General features: G+C 64.5%; 26 protein-coding genes. 17 read left to right on the top strand and 9 right to left on the bottom strand.

The window, feature by feature from the left end; all coding sequences use genetic code 11:
• Positions 1-342: 342 nt before the first annotated feature.
• Positions 343-852 (bottom strand): hypothetical protein, encoded by a 510-nt coding sequence (locus DW307_RS15690; protein WP_168441049.1) that lies wholly within the window; start codon positions 850-852, stop codon positions 343-345.
• 150 nt (positions 853-1,002) lie between these two features.
• Between DW307_RS15690 and DW307_RS15685 the strand changes: the two genes are divergently transcribed.
• Together DW307_RS15685 and DW307_RS15680 are read left to right on the top strand one after the other, a co-directional pair.
• Positions 1,003-1,941 (top strand): G5 domain-containing protein, encoded by a 939-nt coding sequence (locus DW307_RS15685; protein ID WP_275090567.1) that lies wholly within the window; start codon positions 1,003-1,005, stop codon positions 1,939-1,941.
• 94 nt (positions 1,942-2,035) lie between these two features.
• Entirely contained in the window at positions 2,036-3,166 is a 1,131-nt protein-coding gene (locus DW307_RS15680) for a GTPase family protein (protein WP_136025170.1), read from the top strand.
• A gap of 88 nt (positions 3,167-3,254) precedes the next feature.
• Here the strand turns inward: DW307_RS15680 and DW307_RS15675 are convergent, their stop codons facing one another.
• Positions 3,255-4,340 carry a type I restriction endonuclease gene (locus DW307_RS15675; protein WP_045262952.1) on the bottom strand — a complete coding sequence of 362 codons (1,086 nt, stop codon included), beginning with the start codon at positions 4,338-4,340 and terminating at the stop codon, positions 3,255-3,257.
• 105 nt (positions 4,341-4,445) lie between these two features.
• On the opposite strand from DW307_RS15675, the gene DW307_RS15670 reads away from it, so the two are divergent.
• Positions 4,446-5,519, top strand: a complete 1,074-nt coding sequence (locus tag DW307_RS15670) for a hypothetical protein (protein WP_240750718.1) — start codon at positions 4,446-4,448, stop codon at positions 5,517-5,519.
• On the opposite strand, the gene DW307_RS15665 is transcribed toward DW307_RS15670, so the two are convergent.
• The gene (locus DW307_RS15665) at positions 5,509-5,919 is read right to left on the bottom strand and encodes a (deoxy)nucleoside triphosphate pyrophosphohydrolase (RefSeq protein WP_136025168.1); all 411 of its coding nucleotides are present in this window, start codon (positions 5,917-5,919) and stop codon (positions 5,509-5,511) included. The genes DW307_RS15670 and DW307_RS15665 overlap by 11 nt on opposite strands.
• A 70-nt stretch (positions 5,920-5,989) precedes the next feature.
• Here DW307_RS15665 and DW307_RS15660 point away from each other — a divergent pair, with 70 nt between their 5' ends.
• The 3 genes from DW307_RS15660 to DW307_RS15650 are packed head-to-tail and all read left to right on the top strand — an operon-like array spanning position 5,990 to position 8,580.
• Positions 5,990-6,325: a nucleotide pyrophosphohydrolase gene (locus DW307_RS15660; RefSeq protein ID WP_136025167.1), complete on the top strand. Its 336-nt coding sequence runs from the start codon at positions 5,990-5,992 to the stop codon at positions 6,323-6,325.
• Entirely contained in the window at positions 6,322-8,061 is a 1,740-nt protein-coding gene (locus DW307_RS15655) for a DUF2075 domain-containing protein (protein WP_136025166.1), read from the top strand. Before DW307_RS15660 ends, DW307_RS15655 begins: the two co-directional genes overlap by 4 nt.
• 48 nt (positions 8,062-8,109) lie before the next feature.
• Positions 8,110-8,580 carry a hypothetical protein gene (locus DW307_RS15650; RefSeq protein WP_136025165.1) on the top strand — a complete coding sequence of 157 codons (471 nt, stop codon included), beginning with the start codon at positions 8,110-8,112 and terminating at the stop codon, positions 8,578-8,580.
• A gap of 57 nt (positions 8,581-8,637) precedes the next feature.
• Here the strand turns inward: DW307_RS15650 and DW307_RS15645 are convergent, their stop codons facing one another.
• Positions 8,638-9,252, bottom strand: coding sequence for a MerR family transcriptional regulator (locus tag DW307_RS15645; RefSeq protein WP_136025175.1), 615 nt, complete (start codon positions 9,250-9,252; stop codon positions 8,638-8,640).
• A 70-nt stretch (positions 9,253-9,322) separates the two neighbouring features.
• On the opposite strand from DW307_RS15645, the gene DW307_RS15640 reads away from it, so the two are divergent.
• The 5 genes from DW307_RS15640 (at position 9,323) to DW307_RS15620 (ending at position 12,484) form a co-directional block, all read left to right on the top strand.
• The gene (locus DW307_RS15640) at positions 9,323-9,838 is read left to right on the top strand and encodes a DUF4188 domain-containing protein (RefSeq protein WP_136025164.1); all 516 of its coding nucleotides are present in this window, start codon (positions 9,323-9,325) and stop codon (positions 9,836-9,838) included.
• A gap of 212 nt (positions 9,839-10,050) precedes the next feature.
• On the top strand, positions 10,051-10,266 hold the full coding sequence (locus DW307_RS15635; protein ID WP_136025163.1) for a hypothetical protein: 216 nt from the start codon (positions 10,051-10,053) through the stop codon (positions 10,264-10,266).
• Positions 10,267-10,303: 37 nt separating this feature from the next.
• Positions 10,304-10,732, top strand: coding sequence for a phosphatase domain-containing protein (locus DW307_RS15630; RefSeq protein ID WP_136025162.1), 429 nt, complete (start codon positions 10,304-10,306; stop codon positions 10,730-10,732).
• A gap of 124 nt (positions 10,733-10,856) precedes the next feature.
• A complete protein-coding gene (locus DW307_RS15625) occupies positions 10,857-11,198 on the top strand; it encodes a YciI family protein (RefSeq protein ID WP_017202934.1) in 342 nt (113 codons plus the stop codon).
• Positions 11,195-12,484: an RNA polymerase sigma factor gene (locus tag DW307_RS15620; RefSeq protein ID WP_136025161.1), complete on the top strand. Its 1,290-nt coding sequence runs from the start codon at positions 11,195-11,197 to the stop codon at positions 12,482-12,484. The genes DW307_RS15625 and DW307_RS15620 overlap by 4 nt, the downstream gene beginning before the upstream one ends.
• A gap of 65 nt (positions 12,485-12,549) precedes the next feature.
• Here DW307_RS15620 and DW307_RS15615 read toward each other — a convergent pair whose 3' ends face one another.
• The gene (locus tag DW307_RS15615; RefSeq protein WP_029259422.1) at positions 12,550-12,921 is read right to left on the bottom strand and encodes a hypothetical protein; all 372 of its coding nucleotides are present in this window, start codon (positions 12,919-12,921) and stop codon (positions 12,550-12,552) included.
• Positions 12,922-13,138: 217 nt separating this feature from the next.
• On the opposite strand from DW307_RS15615, the gene DW307_RS15610 reads away from it, so the two are divergent.
• Positions 13,139-14,158 carry a DUF2599 domain-containing protein gene (locus DW307_RS15610; RefSeq protein WP_205810523.1) on the top strand — a complete coding sequence of 340 codons (1,020 nt, stop codon included), beginning with the start codon at positions 13,139-13,141 and terminating at the stop codon, positions 14,156-14,158.
• A 32-nt stretch (positions 14,159-14,190) separates the two neighbouring features.
• Positions 14,191-14,376: a hypothetical protein gene (locus DW307_RS15605; RefSeq protein WP_105722996.1), complete on the top strand. Its 186-nt coding sequence runs from the start codon at positions 14,191-14,193 to the stop codon at positions 14,374-14,376.
• 154 nt (positions 14,377-14,530) lie between these two features.
• On the opposite strand, the gene DW307_RS15600 is transcribed toward DW307_RS15605, so the two are convergent.
• Positions 14,531-15,100 carry a TetR/AcrR family transcriptional regulator gene (locus tag DW307_RS15600; protein ID WP_240750716.1) on the bottom strand — a complete coding sequence of 190 codons (570 nt, stop codon included), beginning with the start codon at positions 15,098-15,100 and terminating at the stop codon, positions 14,531-14,533.
• Between the two features lie 86 nt (positions 15,101-15,186).
• On the opposite strand from DW307_RS15600, the gene DW307_RS15595 reads away from it, so the two are divergent.
• The 3 genes from DW307_RS15595 (at position 15,187) to DW307_RS15585 (ending at position 18,131) form a co-directional block, all read left to right on the top strand.
• The gene (locus tag DW307_RS15595) at positions 15,187-16,188 is read left to right on the top strand and encodes an SDR family NAD(P)-dependent oxidoreductase (RefSeq protein ID WP_021200262.1); all 1,002 of its coding nucleotides are present in this window, start codon (positions 15,187-15,189) and stop codon (positions 16,186-16,188) included.
• A gap of 259 nt (positions 16,189-16,447) precedes the next feature.
• Positions 16,448-17,281, top strand: a complete 834-nt coding sequence (locus tag DW307_RS15590) for a hypothetical protein (protein WP_136025159.1) — start codon at positions 16,448-16,450, stop codon at positions 17,279-17,281.
• A gap of 469 nt (positions 17,282-17,750) precedes the next feature.
• Positions 17,751-18,131, top strand: a complete 381-nt coding sequence (locus DW307_RS15585; protein ID WP_136025158.1) for a VOC family protein — start codon at positions 17,751-17,753, stop codon at positions 18,129-18,131.
• 52 nt (positions 18,132-18,183) lie between these two features.
• Here DW307_RS15585 and DW307_RS15580 read toward each other — a convergent pair whose 3' ends face one another.
• The gene (locus DW307_RS15580; protein WP_029259415.1) at positions 18,184-18,789 is read right to left on the bottom strand and encodes a flavin reductase family protein; all 606 of its coding nucleotides are present in this window, start codon (positions 18,787-18,789) and stop codon (positions 18,184-18,186) included.
• Between the two features lie 12 nt (positions 18,790-18,801).
• Here DW307_RS15580 and DW307_RS15575 point away from each other — a divergent pair, with 12 nt between their 5' ends.
• Complete coding sequence (locus tag DW307_RS15575) at positions 18,802-19,545, top strand: ArsR/SmtB family transcription factor (RefSeq protein ID WP_205810520.1); 744 nt, start codon at positions 18,802-18,804, stop codon at positions 19,543-19,545.
• Here the strand turns inward: DW307_RS15575 and DW307_RS15570 are convergent.
• On the bottom strand, positions 19,490-20,002 hold the full coding sequence (locus DW307_RS15570) for an NUDIX domain-containing protein (protein ID WP_240750714.1): 513 nt from the start codon (positions 20,000-20,002) through the stop codon (positions 19,490-19,492). The two genes, DW307_RS15575 and DW307_RS15570, sit on opposite strands and share 56 nt — an antisense overlap.
• 36 nt (positions 20,003-20,038) lie before the next feature.
• A complete protein-coding gene (locus DW307_RS18175; protein WP_021200255.1) occupies positions 20,039-20,197 on the bottom strand; it encodes a hypothetical protein in 159 nt (52 codons plus the stop codon).
• Positions 20,198-20,201: the final 4 nt, after the last annotated feature.

Genomic DNA, 20,201 nt, shown 5'->3' with positions numbered 1-20,201 from the left:
CGCTGTTGAGTTCTCAAGGATCGGATGCTCCCACGACCCAGCCATCACAGCCAGGCCCGCAGGGCAACTTCTCTATCTTACCGATCTCGTTTCCGTTGTCAAGTCCGAGTTTTTCTCGGCCTGACCGTGGGAACGGATCAGCACCTTCATCCTGTTCACTCAGTGAGTGTCTGGGATTCGGGAGGTGTTAGCTGCTTGACGGGAGCCGGTCCGAGGACCTCCGCTCAACCGTTTGGGGCGAACAGGTAATAACTTACGTGGGTTCCGGGGTTCCGGCAAATCAAGCTCGACCGCCGGGCGTGTCGCGCGACTGCGCCGGCGGATCCGGGTGATTCTCCTGCCTCACCCGGCGCTCAGGGGCGCGGTCGTGACGTCGATGCTGCCGAAGGGGAAGGGACTGAAGACCGTCCACGACCCGGAGGTGAATCCCTCCATGGGGATCTGGAAGAACCAGACGTGGGAGACGACGATCGCGAGGCCCACAAGCGCCGCCACTCCGATGGCTGCTCGGTTCAGTGCCTTGAGGGCAGAGGCTTCGTCGCTCGCCTTCATCACGCGTCCCAATGTGATCAGCACGATCGCGGCGATGCCGATGTAGATCAGGGGGCTGGGACGGAGCGCCAGATCGATGCACACGGGCGCCTGGTCGGTCGGCTGTCCCTCCGAGTCGATGAAGCCGCCGCTCCCGTCGAAGCCACCGGGGCAATAGCTTCTGCTCGCGACCATGACTGAGGAGTACACGAAGACGGCGAGCAGTGCTGTGACCAGGACGCGGCGGATCTCCGCGATGATCGCGATGCCAGGGAGGCCTGTGGCGGCGGCCGTTGCCGGCGTGGTCGGTGCGAGCGACATCAGGGCCTCCTTGGGGGGTGGTCGTCTCATGATGGCGCAGCGGGTGGAGAGAGGAAAGAGCGCGGGTGCTGGCGCCCGCGATCGAACTCTCCCCTGCTTGCTGGAATATCGGTAGTGTTCGGCCAGAGCCTGAGCAGAAGGATGGCAACGATGCCCGCAGCACCCCAGGGTTGGTACGCCGACCCCGAGCACCCCGCACAGCAGCAGCGCTGGTGGGACGGCACTCAATGGACGGTGCACACCGCACCCCTGGGGCAAGCGCCGACTGCGGCTGTCGCCGTGACCCCCGTCGATGCCGCTCCCGCCCAGGTGAAGTCCTCTCGGATGAAGGTCGTCCTCATAGTGGGAGCGGTGGTGCTCGCGATCCTCCTCCTCACCCGCAGCCTGGGCGTGATCATGATGCTCGCCGGGTTGGTGCTCTTCTTCGTCGCCATCTATGGGATCGTGCGTGGCTCGGCGAAGCTCTTTCGCGTGCGCTCGCGCGGAGCGGCATGGGCTGCTCTGGGGATCGCGTTCGTTCTGATGTTCGCGGGGTCCGGAGCGAACGCTGCCCTCGGCGGCCCTGGTTCGGACACCACGAGCTCAGGGTCGTCGGAGGCCAAGCCGTTCGCGTCCGCGCAGACAGAGAAGCCGACCCCCTCTCCCAAGCCCACCACCTTCGAGGAGGTCGAAGAGTCGACGGTCGTTCCTTTCGAGCGGACGACGGCCGACGATCCGCAGCTCGACGTCGGACAGACCGCCATCACGACAGTCGGTGTCGACGGAACCAAGGTCACCACCTACCGCGTGACGTACGTCGATGGTGTGGAAGTGTCGCGCGAAGTCCTCGGCGAGGTCGTCACCGTCGCGCCGGTGAATGAGGTCACGTCGAACGGGACACGACAGCCTGCTCCCGCACCCGTGCCTCTGGTGCAGCCCGCCGCCGAGTGCCACTCGAGCTATGCCGGGGTGTGCGTGCCGATCGCGTCGGATGTGGACTGCGCGGGTGGGAGCGGGAACGGGCCGGCGTACGTGCGCGGGCCGCTGCAGGTGGTGGGGCCGGATGTGTACGACCTCGACCGTGACGGTGACGGGATCGCCTGCGACTGAGACGGGACCCGCTCTACCACCGCTCGATACGCTAGTCCTCAGCGGGGGCGCGACGCCTCGGGGACCGGGGCCACGGCCTCAGAGGGAGTGCGCAATGACGGGTGAGACGTTCTCTGAAGACGAGTTCCGCAGTCAGTGGAAAGAGCAGGCGGACGAGATCGGCCGCTTCAACCTCGCCATCTTCGGCAAGACGGGTGTCGGGAAGTCGACGCTGATCAACGCGATCTTCGGCGAGGAGGTCGCTCCCACCGGCGTCGGCGAGCCCGTCACGATGGACGAGCATCTCTACATCCATCGTTCCGGCTTTCTCGGCCTGCTCGACACCCGTGGTCTCGAGATCGGCAAGGACACCGATGAGCTGATCAGCGAACTCGGCGAGTACCTGAAGAAGATGCGCCGGCAGCCGCTCTCTGAGCAGATCCACGTCGCCTGGTACTGCGTCCGGGCGACGGACCGGCGGTTCGAAGACACCGAGGCGGAGTTCATCCGTCGCCTGCACGACCTCGGCCTGCCTGTCGTCGCCGTCCTGACGCAGGTGCCGTCGCGGAACGGCGAGTATCACGCCGACGCTCTGACCCTGGCGGACCACATCGCGGGGCTCGACCTGCCGATCGTGGGAGGCCGTCCGATCCTGGTGATGTCGACGGCGGATGAGTTCACCGGCCAGGTTCAGCACGGGCTCACGGAGCTCGTGGATGCCACGTTTCGCGCTGCTCCCGAGGGTGTTGAAGCAGCGTTCGCTGCCGCCCAGAAAGTCGATCTGGCAAGAAAGCGCAAGCAAGCTCAAACAGCTGTCCGCGCGGCTGCCACGGCGGCGTTGACAGTGGGAGCTATTCCGATCCCCGTTGCGGACGCCGGTGTGCTCATCCCCATTCAGCTCGGGATGATGGCGAGGGTGGCGGCGATCTACGGTGTCAGAGTCGAGACCGCCACGATCGCAGCGACCGCGGCAACAGTCGCCGTCTCGGCGGCAGGACGAAGCGCCGTCGCCGGCCTCCTGAAGTTCATCCCCGGAGCGGGAACCATTATCGGCGGTGCGATCTCGGGCACCGTCGCCAGCACCTTCACCTTGGCGATCGGATACGCATGGGCAGTGGTCTGCGGTGAGCTCACACAGGGTCGACTGCGAGGTGTCGACGGCGCGCTCGACAGCGACCTGGTTCGTGAGCTGTTCCAGACGCAGGTCGGCGTGTGGTTCAAGAAGGTGAGTGGCGGGCGGGGCTGACGAGGGTTTCGAGGCCGATCCCCACCGCGGAGCAAGCGGAATCCGCTAACTTCCACTCCCAACCGATGCGCTGCTACCGCCTGTCGCATTAGTCCTTGTAGCGACGGACTGCCTCGCGAATCCCGTCGGCGTGCGCGTAGATCTCATCAAGCTCTTCGATCGCGTGGCGCGTCTCGACCTTGTCCTCATCCAACAGCCCCAGGTACTTCTGCTTTCCATTGAAGTGAAGACGCGCTACAGGCTTCCGGTTGTTGTCATCGAGCAGCACGGCGAAGTAGCTCTTCGCGTCGCGGTGCGTGACGCGCTGCGGCTTGACCTCGCCACAGGCGATCGCCTTCACGATCTGATAACCCTCGAGCTCCTCAAGAGTGGTCTCGATTTCCGTGTCGCGGTCGAGGTCTGCTTCCGCGACCTCTGCACTCGTCGCAGGAGACGGGTCCGATGTGTGGGTGATTCCGCTCACGCCGAGGGCAGTCTTCAGGCGATCATTCACGCGCTCGTTCAGGAACTGGTGGGCCGCCTTGCCGACCAGCCCCGTGAACTGCTGCCGCACTTTCTGCGTGTACGAACCGTCGTAGACACGCGTTGCGAAAAACTTGATCCACTCGTCAGTCGGCTCGCGGAACTGGCTCGCGATCTCTCGCTTCAGAGCACCAATGTACTTGAGCTCCTCCGCCGCACTGATGATCGAGTCGAGGTCGAAACTCTCCTTGCTCAGCTTCTGGATTTCTGGGATCAGAGTCTCGTCGATGTCGAGCAGGTCGAGGACAAGGAACGGTTTTGCATCCATGCGATTCGGAGCATCGAGGTCTGTGTAGAAGTGCCAGACAACACCGTTCGTCAGAACTGCGATGCGCGCATTCGTGACGGCGAAGTAGCGGAAGAGCTGCGAAGCGTGCTCGATCTTGAGGGATCCCATCGATGGCTTGCACTCGATGAGGATTTGAACCTCGCTGTCGCGCATGATGGCGTAGTCAATCTTCTCGCCCTTCTTGGTCCCGACGTCGGCCGTGAACTCGGGAACGACCTCCAGCGGGTCGAAGACGTCGTAGCCAAGAATCGTCGAGATGAACGGCATGACGAAAGCGTTCTTCGTCGCCTCCTCGGTCCCGATCGCCGTCGCCTGGTTCTTCACCTTCGTTGCGAGGGAATCGAGACGCTCTGAAAACTCCACCGTTACTCCGCTCTTCGTTGAACACGCTTTAATCCAGACGATAGCGGACCTCGGAGCGAAGCGTCGACGAAGCGGCATATCGATATGCTGCGTCGCGTGAGCACCATGACGCCGGCCCGACTCTCGCTCGAACTGAATGTCAACCAGAAGCGCATTCGCGACTTCCTCCGCGAGCAGTACGGCAGGCTGCCCGAAGGCGCCGCTCGATGGGAACTCGAGGACAGTCAGGCTGACGCTGTGCGGACTCGGTTCGCTCGGCAGCTCCGAGCCCCCGATCCGACGCTCTGGACACTAGAGGTCGGCGACACCGTGCTACGACGAGAGATCCACGCCGCTTACGGGGGCCAGGAACAGGGTGGGATCATCACCCCAAGGTCCATTCCCGACATCCTCGTCATCACGAGCCCCGAGAGCGGAGCGAGGCACGGGTATGACGCGTTTGAAGGACTGCAGGAGGACGGCTCCTTTCTCTACACGGGCGAGGGTCAGCGCGGTCCTCAAACGTTCGCGCGTGGGAACACCGCGCTTCGAGACGCGGCCAAGAGTGGGCGCCCTATCCGCCTAATGACGAAGCAAGGCGCCTACGTCACCTATGTGGGGGAGTTCACGACAGGCGAGCCAGCGTTCAGCATTGAGACGATTCCGGACTCGGACGGGAATCTTCGCGAAGGAATCATCTTCAAGCTCGTGCCGGTTGACGCCGATGTGGAAGCACTCGATGCGCCTTCCACGCCCCTTACGGAAAGTGCACAGGCCTCGTCCTGGACGCCTCCCGAATCGTCGTCGTACGCCGTCGGAGCACCGCTGATCCCTGGTGAGCGCGTCGTCTCCCGAATCGAGTTTGAGTTGCAGAAGGACTTCGGGCAGTGGATCGAGTCCCGTGGTGAGACTCCTCAGCGCCTTCGCCTGAGCTCCGCAGGAGCCACGATCGAGCCGGATCTCTATGTCTCGGAGTCTGGCTGGGTCGTCGAAGCGAAGAAATCGCCTGCTCGCGAATATGTCCGCACCGCGATTGGGCAGGTCCTCGACTATTCGCTACTCGCTCGGGAATCCGGCAGGCCCGCGGTTCCCGTCGTCTTACTTCCCAGTCGACCGATCGCACATCTCGAGGCCTTGTTATCCGAGTTGGGAATTCTCCTGATCGTCCGCGGCGACGAGGGCTTCTTGGTCATCGAGTAGGCGATCCGGCCGCAACTTCCGCGACAGATGGCAGGTCCGGGGCGGCCCAATCGAGATCCGGCAGATCGCTACGACGAACCCAGCGCAGTTCATCATGATCGAGGCTCTGGGTCGGTGGCTCTCCGAGCAACCTGGCTCGAAAACAAATGAGGCGGATGGTGCTTTCGCCGACCACTGTGTCATCCGTTCGAAGCGGGGCGGTGACCTCGATTGAGGTGCTGAGCTCTTCGCGTATCTCTCGCACCAAAGCCTCGCTGTGCGTCTCACCCTTTTCGAGTTTGCCGCCGGGGAACTCCCATTTCCCTCCAGCGGCCTTCTCCGGTCGGCGGCGGCAGGCAAGGATCTTGTCTTCATGCTCGATGACTGCTGCAACGACCTCGATAACGCGGCTCTCGCTCATGGATGCCTCCGTGAGCACGCTAACAGGGAGTGTCTTCGGGCGCTCTCCCCGACCCTGCTAGCGTCGCATCATGCCGTCGCCGCAGACTCTCGCCGCCCTTCGCGCCTTCGTCGCCGAACGGGACTGGGACCAGTTCCACTCGCCGGAGAACCTCGCCAAGAGCATCTCGATCGAGGCGGGCGAGCTCCTCGAGTGCTTCCAGTGGTCCGCTGACCTCGACCAAGAACAGGTAGAGGCGGAGCTCGCGGATGTTGTCACCTACTGCATCCACCTCGCGAACAAGATCGGCGTCGACCTCGACGAAATCGTCATGAAGAAGTTGGAGTCGACGAAGGCGAAGTACCCCGTGGAGCTGGCCAAAGGCCGCATGACGAAGTACACCAAGCTCTCCGAGGCACCGGAATGACAGATTTCAGCATCCAGCGCCTTCCTTTCCGCCGTGACGCTGTTGATAGGTGGGCGCGGGACGATACCCGGCACACCAATTGGCCGGTCGTCTACGTGATCGAAGGCGACCCGCAGCGTAGTTCGCCGGGGCTCTATGTCGGTGAGACCGTGAGCGCCGCCACTCGGATGCGTCAGCACCTCGCCGGCTCGAAGAAGAATGAGTCCCTCGAATCGATCCGCGTCGTCGTCGATCACACGTTCAACAAGTCCGTCTGTCTCGACCTTGAATCGCATCTCATTCGCTGGTTCTCGGGCGACGGCCAGTACCGCATCCTCAATGGCAACGACGGTCTGACAGATGCTCAGTACTACGACCGCGCCCTCTACCGCGAGTCGTTCCGCGACGTCTTTGAAGCGCTGCGAGCAGAGGGGCTCTTCTCGCGGAGCATCCCCCAGATCGAGAACTCCGATCTCTTCAAGCTCTCGCCGTTCAAAGCTTTGACAGACGATCAGGGCATCGCGATCATGGACATCCTGGAGGGACTGCTCGAAGATCTTCAGAACCCGGGCGCTCGATCAACGCTCGTTGTCCAGGGCAACCCGGGAACAGGGAAGACGATCATCGCGATCTTCCTGATGAAGCTGCTCGCCGACATCCGCGACTATCAAGACCATGACGACGTCGAGCCTGACTCCATGTTCTCGGAGTTCTTCGTCCCCGAGAATCGCGAGCTGCTCAAGACACTTCGCATGGCGCTCGTGATTCCGCAGCAGTCCTTGCGGGAGTCGGTGAAGAAGGTCTTCAAGAAGACGCCCAAGCTTGATGCTGCGATGGTGATGTCACCGTTCCAACTCGGTGAATCGGACGAGGCGTATGACCTCGTTCTCGTTGACGAGACCCACCGACTCGGGCAGCGCGCCAATCAGGCGTCGGGCGTGCAGAACAAGAAGTTCCGCGAGATCAATGAAGCTCTGTTCGGAAGCGATGATCCTCTCTACACCCAGCTCGATTGGATCAAGGCTCGGAGCAAGCATCAGCTCCTGCTTGTCGATGGTGAGCAGAGCGTGCGGCCTCATGATCTCTCTCCGGCGGCGCTCAACGCCGAAATCAGTGGGGCCAAGGATGCACATCGCTTTTTCCGCCTCACGACCCAGATGCGCGTGCAGGCTGGCGCAGACTATGTCGAGTTCGTACGCGCGCTACTGCGGGATGAAGCACCTTCACTCCCCGACCTCGGCGAGTATGAACTCCGCCTCTTCGACGATCTCGGAGACATGCGCGATGCCATCCGACGGAAGGATGCTGAGGTCGGTCTTTCCCGCCTCGTCGCAGGCTACGCGTGGGACTGGGTTTCGAGGAAGAACTCGGACGCATTCGACATCGAGCTGGACGGTGAGCGTCTGCGGTGGAACGGCACGGACAAGGACTGGATCAACTCGAACGGGTCGCTCGAAGAGGTCGGCTCGATCCACACCGTTCAGGGCTACGACCTGAACTACGCCGGGGTCATCATCGGGCCGGACCTCCGCCTCAACCCCGTAACCGGGCGAATCGTGGCGGATCGTGAGAACTATCGCGACAAGAAGGGCAAGGAGAACACCGGGCACCTGAAGGATGCGTTCGGGGATGATGACCTACTGACGTTCATCCGGAACATCTACGGAGTGCTGCTAACGCGTGGGATGCGCGGAACCTACGTCTATGTGTGTGACTTGCCGCTTCGAGCACTCATCCGAGGCATTCTCGAGCGGTAGTTCGACAAATGCACTGACAGAGGACGCAGTGTCTGCCAGGGTATCGGCATGTGGGACTCTTTCTTTCCAGACGTCGTAGTTGCTTTCGTCGGCGCCTTGCTCACGGTGCTGATCGCCCTCGTTACCTACATGCTCAAAATTCGCCTCGATGAGAAGCGGGCGATTCAGTCGCTGATTGATGAGCTTCATCGTCGGCGAGCGATCGCCGAAGGGCCCGAACCAGTGATACGAGGGGCTGAAGAGCTCCCTGATTTCGTCAGGGCCAACGCAAGTGTGGTTTCGATGCGGACGGAGATCCGTTCCACTCGAGACCGGGTTCGGCAGGTGGATTCGCTCCAGGGACCGCTCTCGGAGATGACTCGCGCGTGCAACCGATACCTGGAGCTCAGCGCTGCGTCGCCGGACTTCTATGCGCGCTACCTCGGCGATCTAAGACGCGAGTTGACGCCGTTGGTCAGCCAGCTCGCAGGCAGCAGGAGGGGAATCGTGGCGCACCAGCCCGGCGGCGGAGCCTTCTGACAGTCGCGCCGTCACACCGCTGGTCAGTGATCAAGATTGGTTCGCGAGGCCCATCGATCACGCGGCCTGATCACCGAACCGCTCCCCCGAGCTCACCTGCTGCGCGACCCGCCGCAGCGCCAACAACAACGGCTCCACCAGCACCGACCCCAGCACCACGTACCGCACCGCAGCTTCCGCAGACTCCTCCGGCACCCCCGCGATCTCCGCATCCGCAATCCGCCGCATGCTCGCGAGATACTCCGCCATCGCCGCATCCGGAACGGTGAAGCCGACGCGCTCCAAACCCTTCAGCGCCCGCGCGACCGCATACAGCACCGCCTCGTCGCACATCCCCGGCTTCCACCCGAGCCCCGCCACGAGCGCCTCAGCGTCAGTCAGATCCAACGAGTCATCCACCGCCGGAGTGATCGCCGCATGTGCCGCCCCCAGCAACTCGTGCGCACTCGCCGGCGGATCGCCCAGCGCCCCGAGCACCCGCCGCGTCTCGGCAATGCTCACCCCCGCGTCGAGCAATGCCCGAATCACGCGCAGCCGCTCCACGTGCCTCTCGCCGTACGCGGCCTGAGTCGCGGACGACCTCTCGCCCTCGGGCAGCAGTCCCTCGCGCAGGTAGTACTTGATCGTCGGCACGGTTACGCCGGTCTGGGCTGACAGTTCGGAAATTCTCATGGCCACCTCTTGACTTCGATAGTAGCGCTATCCATTATCGATAGTGACACTATCCAACCAAGGAGTCATCATGTCGAAAGTCATCACGGGCCGCATGACCCACCGCCACGAGGGCGAGCTTGTCGTGTTCCACATCGGGATGCAGATCAACCGCTGGTGGCGCCCCGACCTGTGGATGCCGGCCTTCTTCGCCATGCCGGGGATGCTGCGCGAGCTCAGCACCGACCCCGACTCGGGCATGCTCGGCTACCACCTGCTCTTCGGCTCGGGCGGACCCTACGTCGTGCAGTACTGGTCATCCGTCGACAAGCTCTACGCCTACGCGTCCAGCCCGAACCAGCAGCACCGCCCCGCCTGGACCGCCTTCAACCGCGCAGCCCGCAAGGCTCCGGGAGCGGTGGGCGTCTGGCACGAGACCTTCCGCGTCGACACCGCCGAGAGCGTGTACGTCTCGACGAAGCCGATGGGGCTGCCGAAGGCCACGGAGCTCGTGCCCGTCGGTAAGCGTCATGACCGGGCCCAGGCACGGTTCGCGGATGGGCGGACGGATGCAGCGAAGTCTCTCGCCTCACCCCCTTCCCCCTGACCCCCGCCCCATACACCTGAGCGCACCTGCCAACCCCGCTTCCGCCGCGCCCTCCGCCGGACTGGTCGAAGCCAGACGGCGTGCGCAGCAGGAGTAACGTCTTACACGACGGCGGGGATGGTCAGTGAAGGAGCAGTGATGAAGATCGCAGAACTCAGAGATCAGCCGAGAACGGGCACAGCCGGCCAGCACACGGCGAACGAGACGGTCTCGTGACGGCTGAACACGCCCGCGGCACGTCGCGCGAGCGAGCCACCGTCGTGGCGATGATCCTCATCAGCGCCGCGCTCCCGGTGGTCGCCAACCTGCCAGTCTTCCAGAACGTGGTGTGGGTCTTCTGGCTCGCAGCCCTCGTCCTCATCGTCGGTGCGTCGGCGTTGCTCGTGAGCGTCACCCGGCGTGAACGACGACGTTCCGACGAGTCCTGAACCTCGTCACCACCGAAGAAACCACTACCCTCGCACCATGCCCACCGATCGCCCGCGCGCCTGGATCTTCGACGTCGACGGCACCCTCGCCCTCATCGGCGACCGCTCCCCGTATGACATGCGCAACGTGTCGATCGACATCCCGAACCATCCGGTCGTCGTCGCAGCCCAGGCGTTCGCCGCCCATCCCGACGTCGACGCGCTCATCGTCGTCTCGGGCCGCGATGAGACCGCCCGGCGCGCCACGGAGGCCTGGCTGACGTTCAACGAGATCCCGTTCGACCGCCTCCTGCTCCGACGTACCGGCGACCAGCGCGCCGACAACATCGTCAAGGCCGAGATCTACGACGCCCACATCGAACCGCACTTCACCGTGATCGGCGTGGTCGACGACCGCCGCAGCGTGGTCGAGATGTGGCGGTCTCACGGACTGGTCTGCTTCCAGGTGGCCGACGGGGACTTCTGAGGTTCATCCGTCGGAGTTCAGTGCCGTCGACACGATCCATCATTTTCCGGATCTGTGTCCTGCGGGCTGGTGGTCATCCGTCGTCTGGGTAAGTGGATGTAGAAAGACCTTGAGGAGAACACATATGCGCTACGTACTTTTCATCTGCACCGACCCGACCGCTGAGCCCTATGTCGAGGCCGAGGACAACGCCGGGGAGTGGGTGGCGTCGCTGCAGGACAGCGGCTCCTACGTCTTGGGCGACCGTCTGCGGCCTGTCGAAGACGCCACGACCGTGCGCGTCCGAGCCGGCGAGCGGATCGTGGCCGACGGACCGTTCACTGAGAGCCGCGAATGGATCGCCGGGTTCGACGTGATCGACGCCGACGACCTCGACGCCGCGATCGAGATCGCCGCCGCGCACCCGATGGCCCGGTTCGGCCTGGTGGAAGTACGCCCCGTGTGGCCGCTCGGGTCGACGATGTGACCACACCGGAAGAGCCGCCGGGCGCACTCACGGATGCCATGGCCGCCGTTCGGCACGTGGCATCCATCGAGTACGGCCGCGTGGTCGCGAGCGTGATCGGCACAGTCCACGACTGGACTCTCGCCGAAGACGCCGTGCAAGACGCACTGGCTCGAGCCGTCGAGCGGTGGCCAGGCGGCGGGGTTCCGGCGAACCCCGCCGCCTGGGTCACGACCGTCGCCCGCCGACGCGCGATCGACCTCGTGCGGCACGCAGACGCCGAGCGCCGGGCGGTGGCCCGCCTGGAGCACGAGCCGCACGATGGCACCGACGCCCACGAGGCCGACGACGCATTCCCACATGGGGACGAGCGGCTGAAGCTGATTTTCACCGCCTGTCACCCCGCGTTGACCCTGGAAGCCCGCGCGGCGCTGACGCTCCGCACCGTCTTGAACGTGCCGATCGAACAGCTCGCCGGGATCTTCGCCGTCGCCCCCGCGACGATGGAGAAGAGACTCGTGCGGGCTCGGGCCAAGATCGCGCACGCGAACATCCCGTACCGCGTTCCGGACGCCGCGGAGCTCGACAGCCGGAGCGCGAGCGTCTGCGAGGTCCTGTCCGCCCTGTTCACCATCGGCTACTCCGATCCGACGCTCCAGCCCGACCCCGGCGCCGAGGCCATCCGGCTTGCTCGGCTGTGCCGACAGCTGCTCCCCTCGGATTCCCACACTCGACTCGAGTTCACGGGGCTGCTCTCCCTCCTTCTTCTTCAGCACTCCCGCCGCGCGGCACGCACGACCGCCGACGGGTTGTCCGTGCCGTTCGACGAACAGGACCGTGGACTGTGGGATATCTCCGAGATCGAGGAGGGGCTGCGACTTCTCGACGACGCCGTCGAGGAAGCAGCACGGGCGGGCATCCACGGCGGGCGGCACCTCATCCGCGCCACCGTCGCGGCCGAGTACGTCCGCCCCGCCGCGGGGATGGAGATCGATCACGCCCGCATCGCCGACATCTACGGGGTGCTGGAGCAGGTGGATGCATCGCCGTTCGTTCGCCTGAACCGTGCGGTCGCCGTCGCGAACGCCGGACGACCGACCGAAGCCCTCGCGCTGGCGGAGGCGCTCGAGAGCTCGCTGGGAGGACACCACCTCTACTCAGCGGTTCGGGGCGATCTCCTCCAGCGCCTCAAGCGCGACGAAGAAGCGAGCTCAGCGTTTCGCGATGCCGCACGCGCCGCCCCGACAGAACGCGAGCGGCTGTCGTATGCCCAGCACGCTGACGACATCGCCTCGGCGTCGACCTAGCCTTCACCAGAGAGTCCGGCCTACCCCAAACGAGGTGACCTCGAGGCTGCAGATTTTTGCCCTACCTACCCGCGGCGATCTTCTATCGCCCGAATGATTGGTTCAGTGACCTCGCGCAGTTCGCTCGCTGTTCCGCCCTCGGCGAGATGCGCGATCAGCGCCTGCTCGGCAGCCCCCCGGTCGACGCCATCGGGCAGCCCAAACGCGAGCACGTCGAAGTCTCGCTCGTCGTAGTGAGGCGCCGTTGCTCGCACGCGTCCAAGCTGAGGGTCCTCACTCTTGACATGCATATAAGCGCGCAGCTCTGGGTCGAATCCCGAGCCGCCCACGTACGCGATCCCGCCGCCCTGTACGTCGAGCCAGACGTAGAGCCAAGATCCACTCGGCTGAACTTGGCCATTCCGGACCGCGACGACGCGTGGGGAGCTGAGGCTCATCCGCCAACCATATTCGGCGCCCGTCGACCTTTGTCAGACGCGCCCAAGTTGGTGAGGTCTTTCGCCCTCGATTCACTCCCCGTGACCCAGACTCCAGCTTTCAACCCTCGCACGCCCCGGCTGTCCGTCACGGCCTGTCCACCGAAAGGAGGACAGACAGGGGACACGCCCCCAAAGTAACGTCTTACACGTCGGCGGGATGATCAGCGAAGGAGCAATGATGAATATCGCCGAAATCATGAGCAGGTCGGGAAAGGGTACAAGCGTCCACAGGCTGACACTTGTCGCGCTGGCGGGGCGTGCCGCTCTTCTCGCCGTCGCAGTGGCAGCCTTGTCCGTTGGTGCCGCCTCTTCCGCGATGGCAGCTGACTCCATCGATGATCTCAGCACACTCGAGGTCATCGAATCGGCCACGCCTGGAACAGAGCACGCAGATGTGCTCGCCCTGCAAGAGAGCGCGAACACCGAGGACTACATCGCGGATATCCCCGAGAGGGATACGGTCATCACGATTCCAGGAGACGCCTCCGCGGGCGTCGCACTGGATCAGGGCGGCGACGTCGTGACTGTCGGGCTCCCCAACGCTTCGGAGGCTGCGCGTGGCGTTGCTGATGCAGACGGCCTCATCCACTTCGACAACACCGATGGATCCACCACCGTCCCCCTGGTTCGCAAAGACGGGATAGTCCAGATCACGACTCTCATCGAAACCGCATCAGCCCCGACGGTCTACGAGTATCCGATCACCGTTGCGGACGGTGGCCAACTCGTCGACGCAGGAGACGGGTTCTTCGCCGTTCTTGACGAGGCTGGCCAGCCGGCAGCGATGATCGATCCGGCCTGGGCGAAGGACGCCAACGGTCGCGACGTGCCCACCCGGTACGAGCAGCAGGGGAACACGCTAGTGCAGGTCGTGGAGCACAGCGCGGACTTCGCGTATCCGGTCGTTGCGGACCCTGCTGTCCGGGGAAACCTCATCACCGACGTGAAGCTCAGCTGGAGCAGCTACGGCACCACCGTTGGAGTCACCCCCCGCTCTGGCTGGGCGATCACGCCGTTCTCCAACTGGTGGGCGGAGTACAAGCTCTGGGTGAGCGCGCAGTACGAGGGCAACAAGTTCTACAACCAGCTTCGATGCCACGTCGACATCGCCCCGTTCAAGTCGCCGTGGAACCTCGACGCCTGGCGGCCCGACGTAAGCTACAGCAACGTCTTGGCCGCAGGATGCAACCCGTAGGAGCGATCGTGAAGCCGCAAACGAGACGAGCAATGGTCAGCATAGGATTCGTCGGTGCCGCCGTCATCGTCCTCGCCATTGTCATGGCGATAGCCGAGGGCTACATCTCAGACGCGGAGCACACGACGGGAAACCTCGCACCCGCTGCTCTGACTGGCTTGCTGGGCGCATGTCTCATGCTCGTCGGGTTCGGGAGCATTCTCTTCCGAAAAGAGTGACCAAGGGCCTACAGCTCTGCTCATTCGGCCCCGCTACCCGTCAGGGTGGCGGGGTCGTCTCATGCTCGGCACCGCGCTCGCGAGGCTGTACTAGTCCGTCGGGTTCCACAGGCGTGAGACGAGCGTGCTCCGGTTCACCCCGGCCGCGGACTAGTTACGCCGCAATCCCCCGCAGCAACCGCACCACGGTCTCCTCTACCCGCTCCGCACTCAACGGCTGCCCGATCAGCGCAGAATACGACGCCATCGCGATGAACTGATCCGCGATCGCGGCCGCATCCACGTCCGCCCGCACGTCCCCGTCGGCACGCCCGCGCGACACACGTTCGGCCACCCACTCACGGATCGGCGCCGCCAGCCGCTCGTTCAACACCAACCCCAGCTCGGGATCGGCCGCGGTCACCTCGATCAGCGCCCGCGCCAGCGCCACACCCTCGGGGCGAGCCAGTCCGGCACTCATCGCCGAGAACCACGCCCGCAGATCCGCTCCGAGGTCTGCCGTCATCGGCACCGACACCTCGGCTCCCGGCAGCGCCCCCTCGAGCAGCGCCTCCCCGAGGATCGCGGCCTTCGACGGCCACCACCGATAGATCGTCTGCTTCGAGACCTCCGCTTCGGCGGCGAGACCCTCGATCGTCACGGCCTCGTACCCGTCTGCGGCGAGCGCACGCCGCATCGCCTCCAGCACGGATCGACGGGCTTTCTCACTTCGAGGACGGGGCACCTTTCGAGCGTACCCAGGCGTACACTGGAACATAAGTAGACGCACCGTTGCGAAACCTGCACGGGACCCGAACAAGGAGAAAGAGCATGGCCCTCACCGCACACTCCACCATCGGCGACTGGATGAACGACCCGACCGGCGGGCCTCTCATCCGCGGACTCTTCGAGAAGACGGGCGCCGACCCCGAGCTCCTCACCCCCGTGCTCGGACTCCCCCTGCAGCAGCTCGTCGCGATGAGCCAGGGCCAGCTTCCCCAGTCGGTCGTCGACGACCTCGTGCGCGCGGCAAACGGCGGCGAGATCCCCGAAGACGACGCCTCCGAGGGTTGGACCGAGAAGCCCACGTCCGGCCGCTTCGCCGGCAAGACCGTGATCGTGACGGGCGCCGCCTCCGGTATCGGCAAGGCCACCGCCTCCCGCATCGCCCGGGAAGGCGGACGCGTGATCGCCAGCGACATCGCCGCCGAGAAGCTCGACGCCCTGAAGTCCGAGCTTCCGGATGCGGACATCGTCACGGTCGCGGGCGACCTCACGAAGCAGGATGCGATCGACGCCGTCCTCGCCGCCGCGGGCGACCGCATCGACGGCCTCGCGAACGTCGCCGGCATCAACGATGACTTCTCCCCCGCGGGCGAGACCCCGGATGCCGTCTGGGACCGCGTCATCGCGATCAACCTGACCGCTCCGTTCAAGCTCATGCGCGCGGTCATCCCCGTCATGGAGGCGGCCGGGCGCGGCGCGATCCTCAACGTCTCGAGCGAGGCGGGCCTGCGCGGCAACGCCTCGGGCAACGCCTACACGGCCAGCAAGCACGGCATCATCGGCGTCACCAAGTCCGCAGCCTTCATGTACGGGCCGAAGGGCATCCGCGTGAACTCCGTCGCCCCGGGCGGCGTCGCCACCGGCATCCCGATGCCCCCGCACATGTCCGAATACGGCTCGGGCCGCCTGGCCCCGTTCCAGCAGGCCATCCCGACCGTGGCGACAGCCGAGCACCTGGCGGCATCCATCACGTTCCTGCTGTCGGACGACGCCGTGAACATCAACGGCGCCATCCTCGCCTCGGACGGCGGATGGTCGGTGCAGTAAGCCCGCACCCGCGAGATCAACGCCCCGCCGACCCGAACGGCGGGGCGTTTCGCATGTCCACGCGGCACTCGCCTCACGATCAGTTTTGACTCGCAACTTCACCTACGGATACGTCGACGAATATATCACTATCGTCCTCATATGTGTGCTTGTATCAGCTTCAAGTCGTCGACATAGAAGTCAGGAGAACCCCATGGGCCCGAGTTTCCGCACTACACGCATGCGGCCCCACGAGCGCAAACGGCTTTTCATATCCGCAGTGACCGCGTCTGCATTAGTCCTCGGAGCTATCGCCCTTCCCGCCACAGCATCGTGGGCGGATGCCGCGCAAGATGGAGACCAGACGACAGCAGGGCACGAGATCGCCGCTGCTCTGGAACACATGGAAGGCGGCCTGGTCCGCGACTTCGCTCCTTCTGAGATCAAAGATGGGCAAGATGGCAAGACAGCTCAGGTCGGTGTCAGTGTCGAGGTTTCGAACGACGCCACAGATGGCGTACAGATTTCGACAGGGAGCTTCGTTCTTGGCATCGACCTCCCGCACGCGGACGCAGCCATCGCCGGCGAGGACCTTCCGAAAGGTGGAGTGGCCTATCCCTCCACGATGGATAGTGCGAATGCCGTCATCCCCGTAGACGGCGGGGCTCAGCTCCTCACTGTCATCGCGAACGACGCAGCACCCGAACGCTTTGACTACGGGCTCACAATGCCACCCGAGAACCGCCTGGAGGAGACTGCCGATGGCGGCGCCCAGATCGTCGACTCGACCGGAGAGGCAGTCGTCATCTTCGAACCAGCCTGGGCTCGCGACTCGAGCGGAAGGAGCCTCCCGACTCATTACTCCGTTCAAGGGAACGTCCTGACCCAGACCGTCGCACACAAGAGCCTGAGCGGCATCTCGTATCCAATCGTCGCCGATCCGCTTCCTGTCGTCGTCATCGTCATCACAGCGGCGGCAGCGATCGTGGTCGCAGCAGCAGCCCTTGGAGTCGCCACCTGGATTGTCATCAGTTGGTGGAACACCTGTCGCGCCCAGGGAAAGTACCCCGAGCTCTCCACCCGAAACGGCTTCACCGCCAGGTGCGTGCGGTAGCGCGACAGTAATGAGGGTTTCCTGATGTCTCCCAAGCGGCTCTTCACAGGTGACCGCATCTTCGTGATGGTGTGCTCCCTCTGCACCTCCATCGGGCTTGTGGTCGTCGCCGGGTTGTCGTTCGCAAGCTACGCATTCGCGAACAGCATCACGATTATGGTCCCCTGGATCGCCCGCTTCGAGGGGTACGTAGATGTGGACGGATCGCCCGCTGTCACCATCAGCGGATCGTGGAGCGCAGTCATGGCAACGACAGCAATCGTCGCGTCCTCGCTCTTGCTTGTCGCCCTGAGCAGCGAGCGGTCCTCACATTCACGAGACAGGCGTGTGTGACACTCGCCCAGACGTCGGGCGCCATCTCGTCACACTCGAGAGGTGGCGTCCGGCAGCTGGTCGCGACCTGCGGCGTGACATCTCGCCTATCGATCACTGGGCGGAACAACCCTCCAGCGGTCATACACTCGACGTCATGCTGAAGCTCGTGTCGGTCGTGATCCGCGTGAACGACCTCCCTGCGCAGTCCGCGTTCTGGAAGGCAGCGCTCGACTACGTCGAACGCGATCCGGCCGAAGACGACTGGGTGGTGTTGAAGCCGCGCGACGCCGACGCTCCCTGCATCGCCCTCGACGCCCACCACTCCGAGCGCATACTGCCTCCGCGCATCCACCTCGACATCTACGCGGAGGACCAGAGCGCCGAAGTGCGACGGCTCCTCGACCTGGGCGCACGCGAGGTGCACTGGGACGGCCGGCCGGCCGACGCCGACTACGTGATCATGGAAGATCCCGAAGGCAACCGCTTCTGCATCGTCGACCGGCCCGACTGGGCGGGCTGGGGCGGCAGACGTTGAATCGGGCCTCGGGCCATCCGCGCGACCTGTCGCACATTCCGGACCGAACGATTCACTGTTCCGCGCGAAAGCTGACCCCGACCCTCTCGCCTTGCGAGAAGTAGTGCCGGAACGTGTAATACACCGGGTTCCAGGCGTCCAGGTCGATGTGCGAGGTTCCCGGCACCGTCAGCGCCCGATGCACGTGCGTGCGCAGGACCTTCGCGTGGACGATGGTGGCGTCTCCGTCCTCACCCAACGGCGTCATGTTCGTGACCCGGGCCTCCATCTGAACGGGGCATTCGGCGATCCGCGGGGGCAGAACCACCCCGCTCGGCCGTGGAGTGAATCTGCCGAGCGTCCACTTGTCCGGCTCATACCTGTACTTCTCCCGCTTGTGGCGCGGGACTTCAGCAACCCCGGTGGTGTCGGCGATCCTCTCGATCGACTCCCACAGCGCGGCGTCGGGCAGGTTGATGACCAGCTCACCGTTCTCGCGGAGATTGCGCATCGCCCGGCCCGAATTGCTCAACCCCAAGACATAGGTGTCATCCAGAGCCCAGGCTGAGGAGATGGGAGTGATGTTCGCTGTTTCGTCTCCCGGCATCAGCGTGCTGAGCAGGGCGACGGGGGTCCCGAAGTAGAACACGGAGGGTTCGATTGCCAGAGTCGGGTTCATGAGGTCCAGTCTGTGGCGGGAACGTTTCGGGCTGGACCGAACAATGCCGGCGATAAAGTTCTTGCGATGAAAGGAACGAGTAGTCCGGAACTGGCGGCGACGGCCGCCGTCTTCGCCAACGACGCCCGCGCGTCGATGCTGCTCCTGATGCTCGATGGAAGGGCATGGACGCTCACTGAACTGTCCAAGACCGCCGACATCGCTCGGTCGTCAGCGAGCGAGCACGCCGACAGGCTGCTGGACGCCGGGCTGGTCGAGGAGATGCGGCAGGGACGGCATCGCTACCTCCGGCTCGCCGGCACCCCCGCCGCTGAACTGGTCGAGTCGCTCGCAGCATTCTCCGGTCGCGTCCGGCCCGCCAAGCAGTCACTCGACGCCCAACACCGTGACCGCGCCATCAGGGAGGCTCGTACCTGTTACCGCCACCTCGCGGGCAGACTCGGCATCGCACTCACCGACGGTATGCACGCGGAGGGCTTGATCGAGTCGGATTTCTCACTCACCCCGCCGGGACTAGCCTGGCTGACGTCGCTCGGTATCGACCTGCCGAAGCATCCGAAGCGCACTCTCACCCGTCCGTGCCTCGACTGGACCGAACGCCGCGAACACCTGGCCGGGCTCGCCGCAGACATGCTCCTCGCGACGTTCAAGAACAAGGCATGGATCGAACACGTTCCATCCAGCACCCGCGCGGTGCGGCTCACCGCCGCGGGACGGGAAGGTCTCGCGGACCTGCTTCCGACAGACCGCTTCTGATGGCACGCTCTAGTCGGCCCCGGCCAACATCCGGTCGACCCAGAGCGGATGCGGCAGCTCTGCGACTTCGGCGCGGGTGAACCATCCGACCCTCGACGACCTCGTCTTGATCGGGCACAGGCGGATCAAGCAGTTCGCACGCGAACGCAGTCGACACGTACGACACGCGATCCCCGTTCGGATACGTCACGACGAGCGATTCGCCACCGAAGGCCCCGACGATCCCGGTGACGCGGATGCGGGCGCCGATCTCCTCCTGCACTTCGCGGACGATTGCCTCGTCCGGATCCTCCCCCGGCTCGACCCCACCACCGATCAGACCCCATTCCTCCGAACCCGCCGCGCGCGCGAGAAGGAATCGATCGCCCTCGCGGATCACCGCGGTCACGCCCGGCAGCAGCAGAAGATCATGACCGATCCGCGCGCGGATGGACCGGACATAGTCGGAAAACGGCATGGCGGGAGTCTAGGTCGCCGGGATGCGGAGCGGCCGTCACACCTGACCGGGCCGCCCGTCTCTCGCCATCGCCTGACGGTGCGATGTCAGCGCCGCGCGCACGGCCGAATAGATCACCAGCCAGGAGACGAGGATCCCGATGAGGATGTACGCGAGGTTCATGAGGATGAAGGGTACGAGCGAGTCGGAGAACATCGCC

The sequence above is a fragment of the Microbacterium sp. K27 genome (genome assembly GCF_004794435.1).
GTDB lineage: Bacteria > Actinomycetota > Actinomycetes > Actinomycetales > Microbacteriaceae > Microbacterium > Microbacterium maritypicum_A.
The sequence above is the reverse complement of the archived record's forward strand: the minus strand, read 5'-3'. Positions and strand labels throughout refer to the sequence as shown.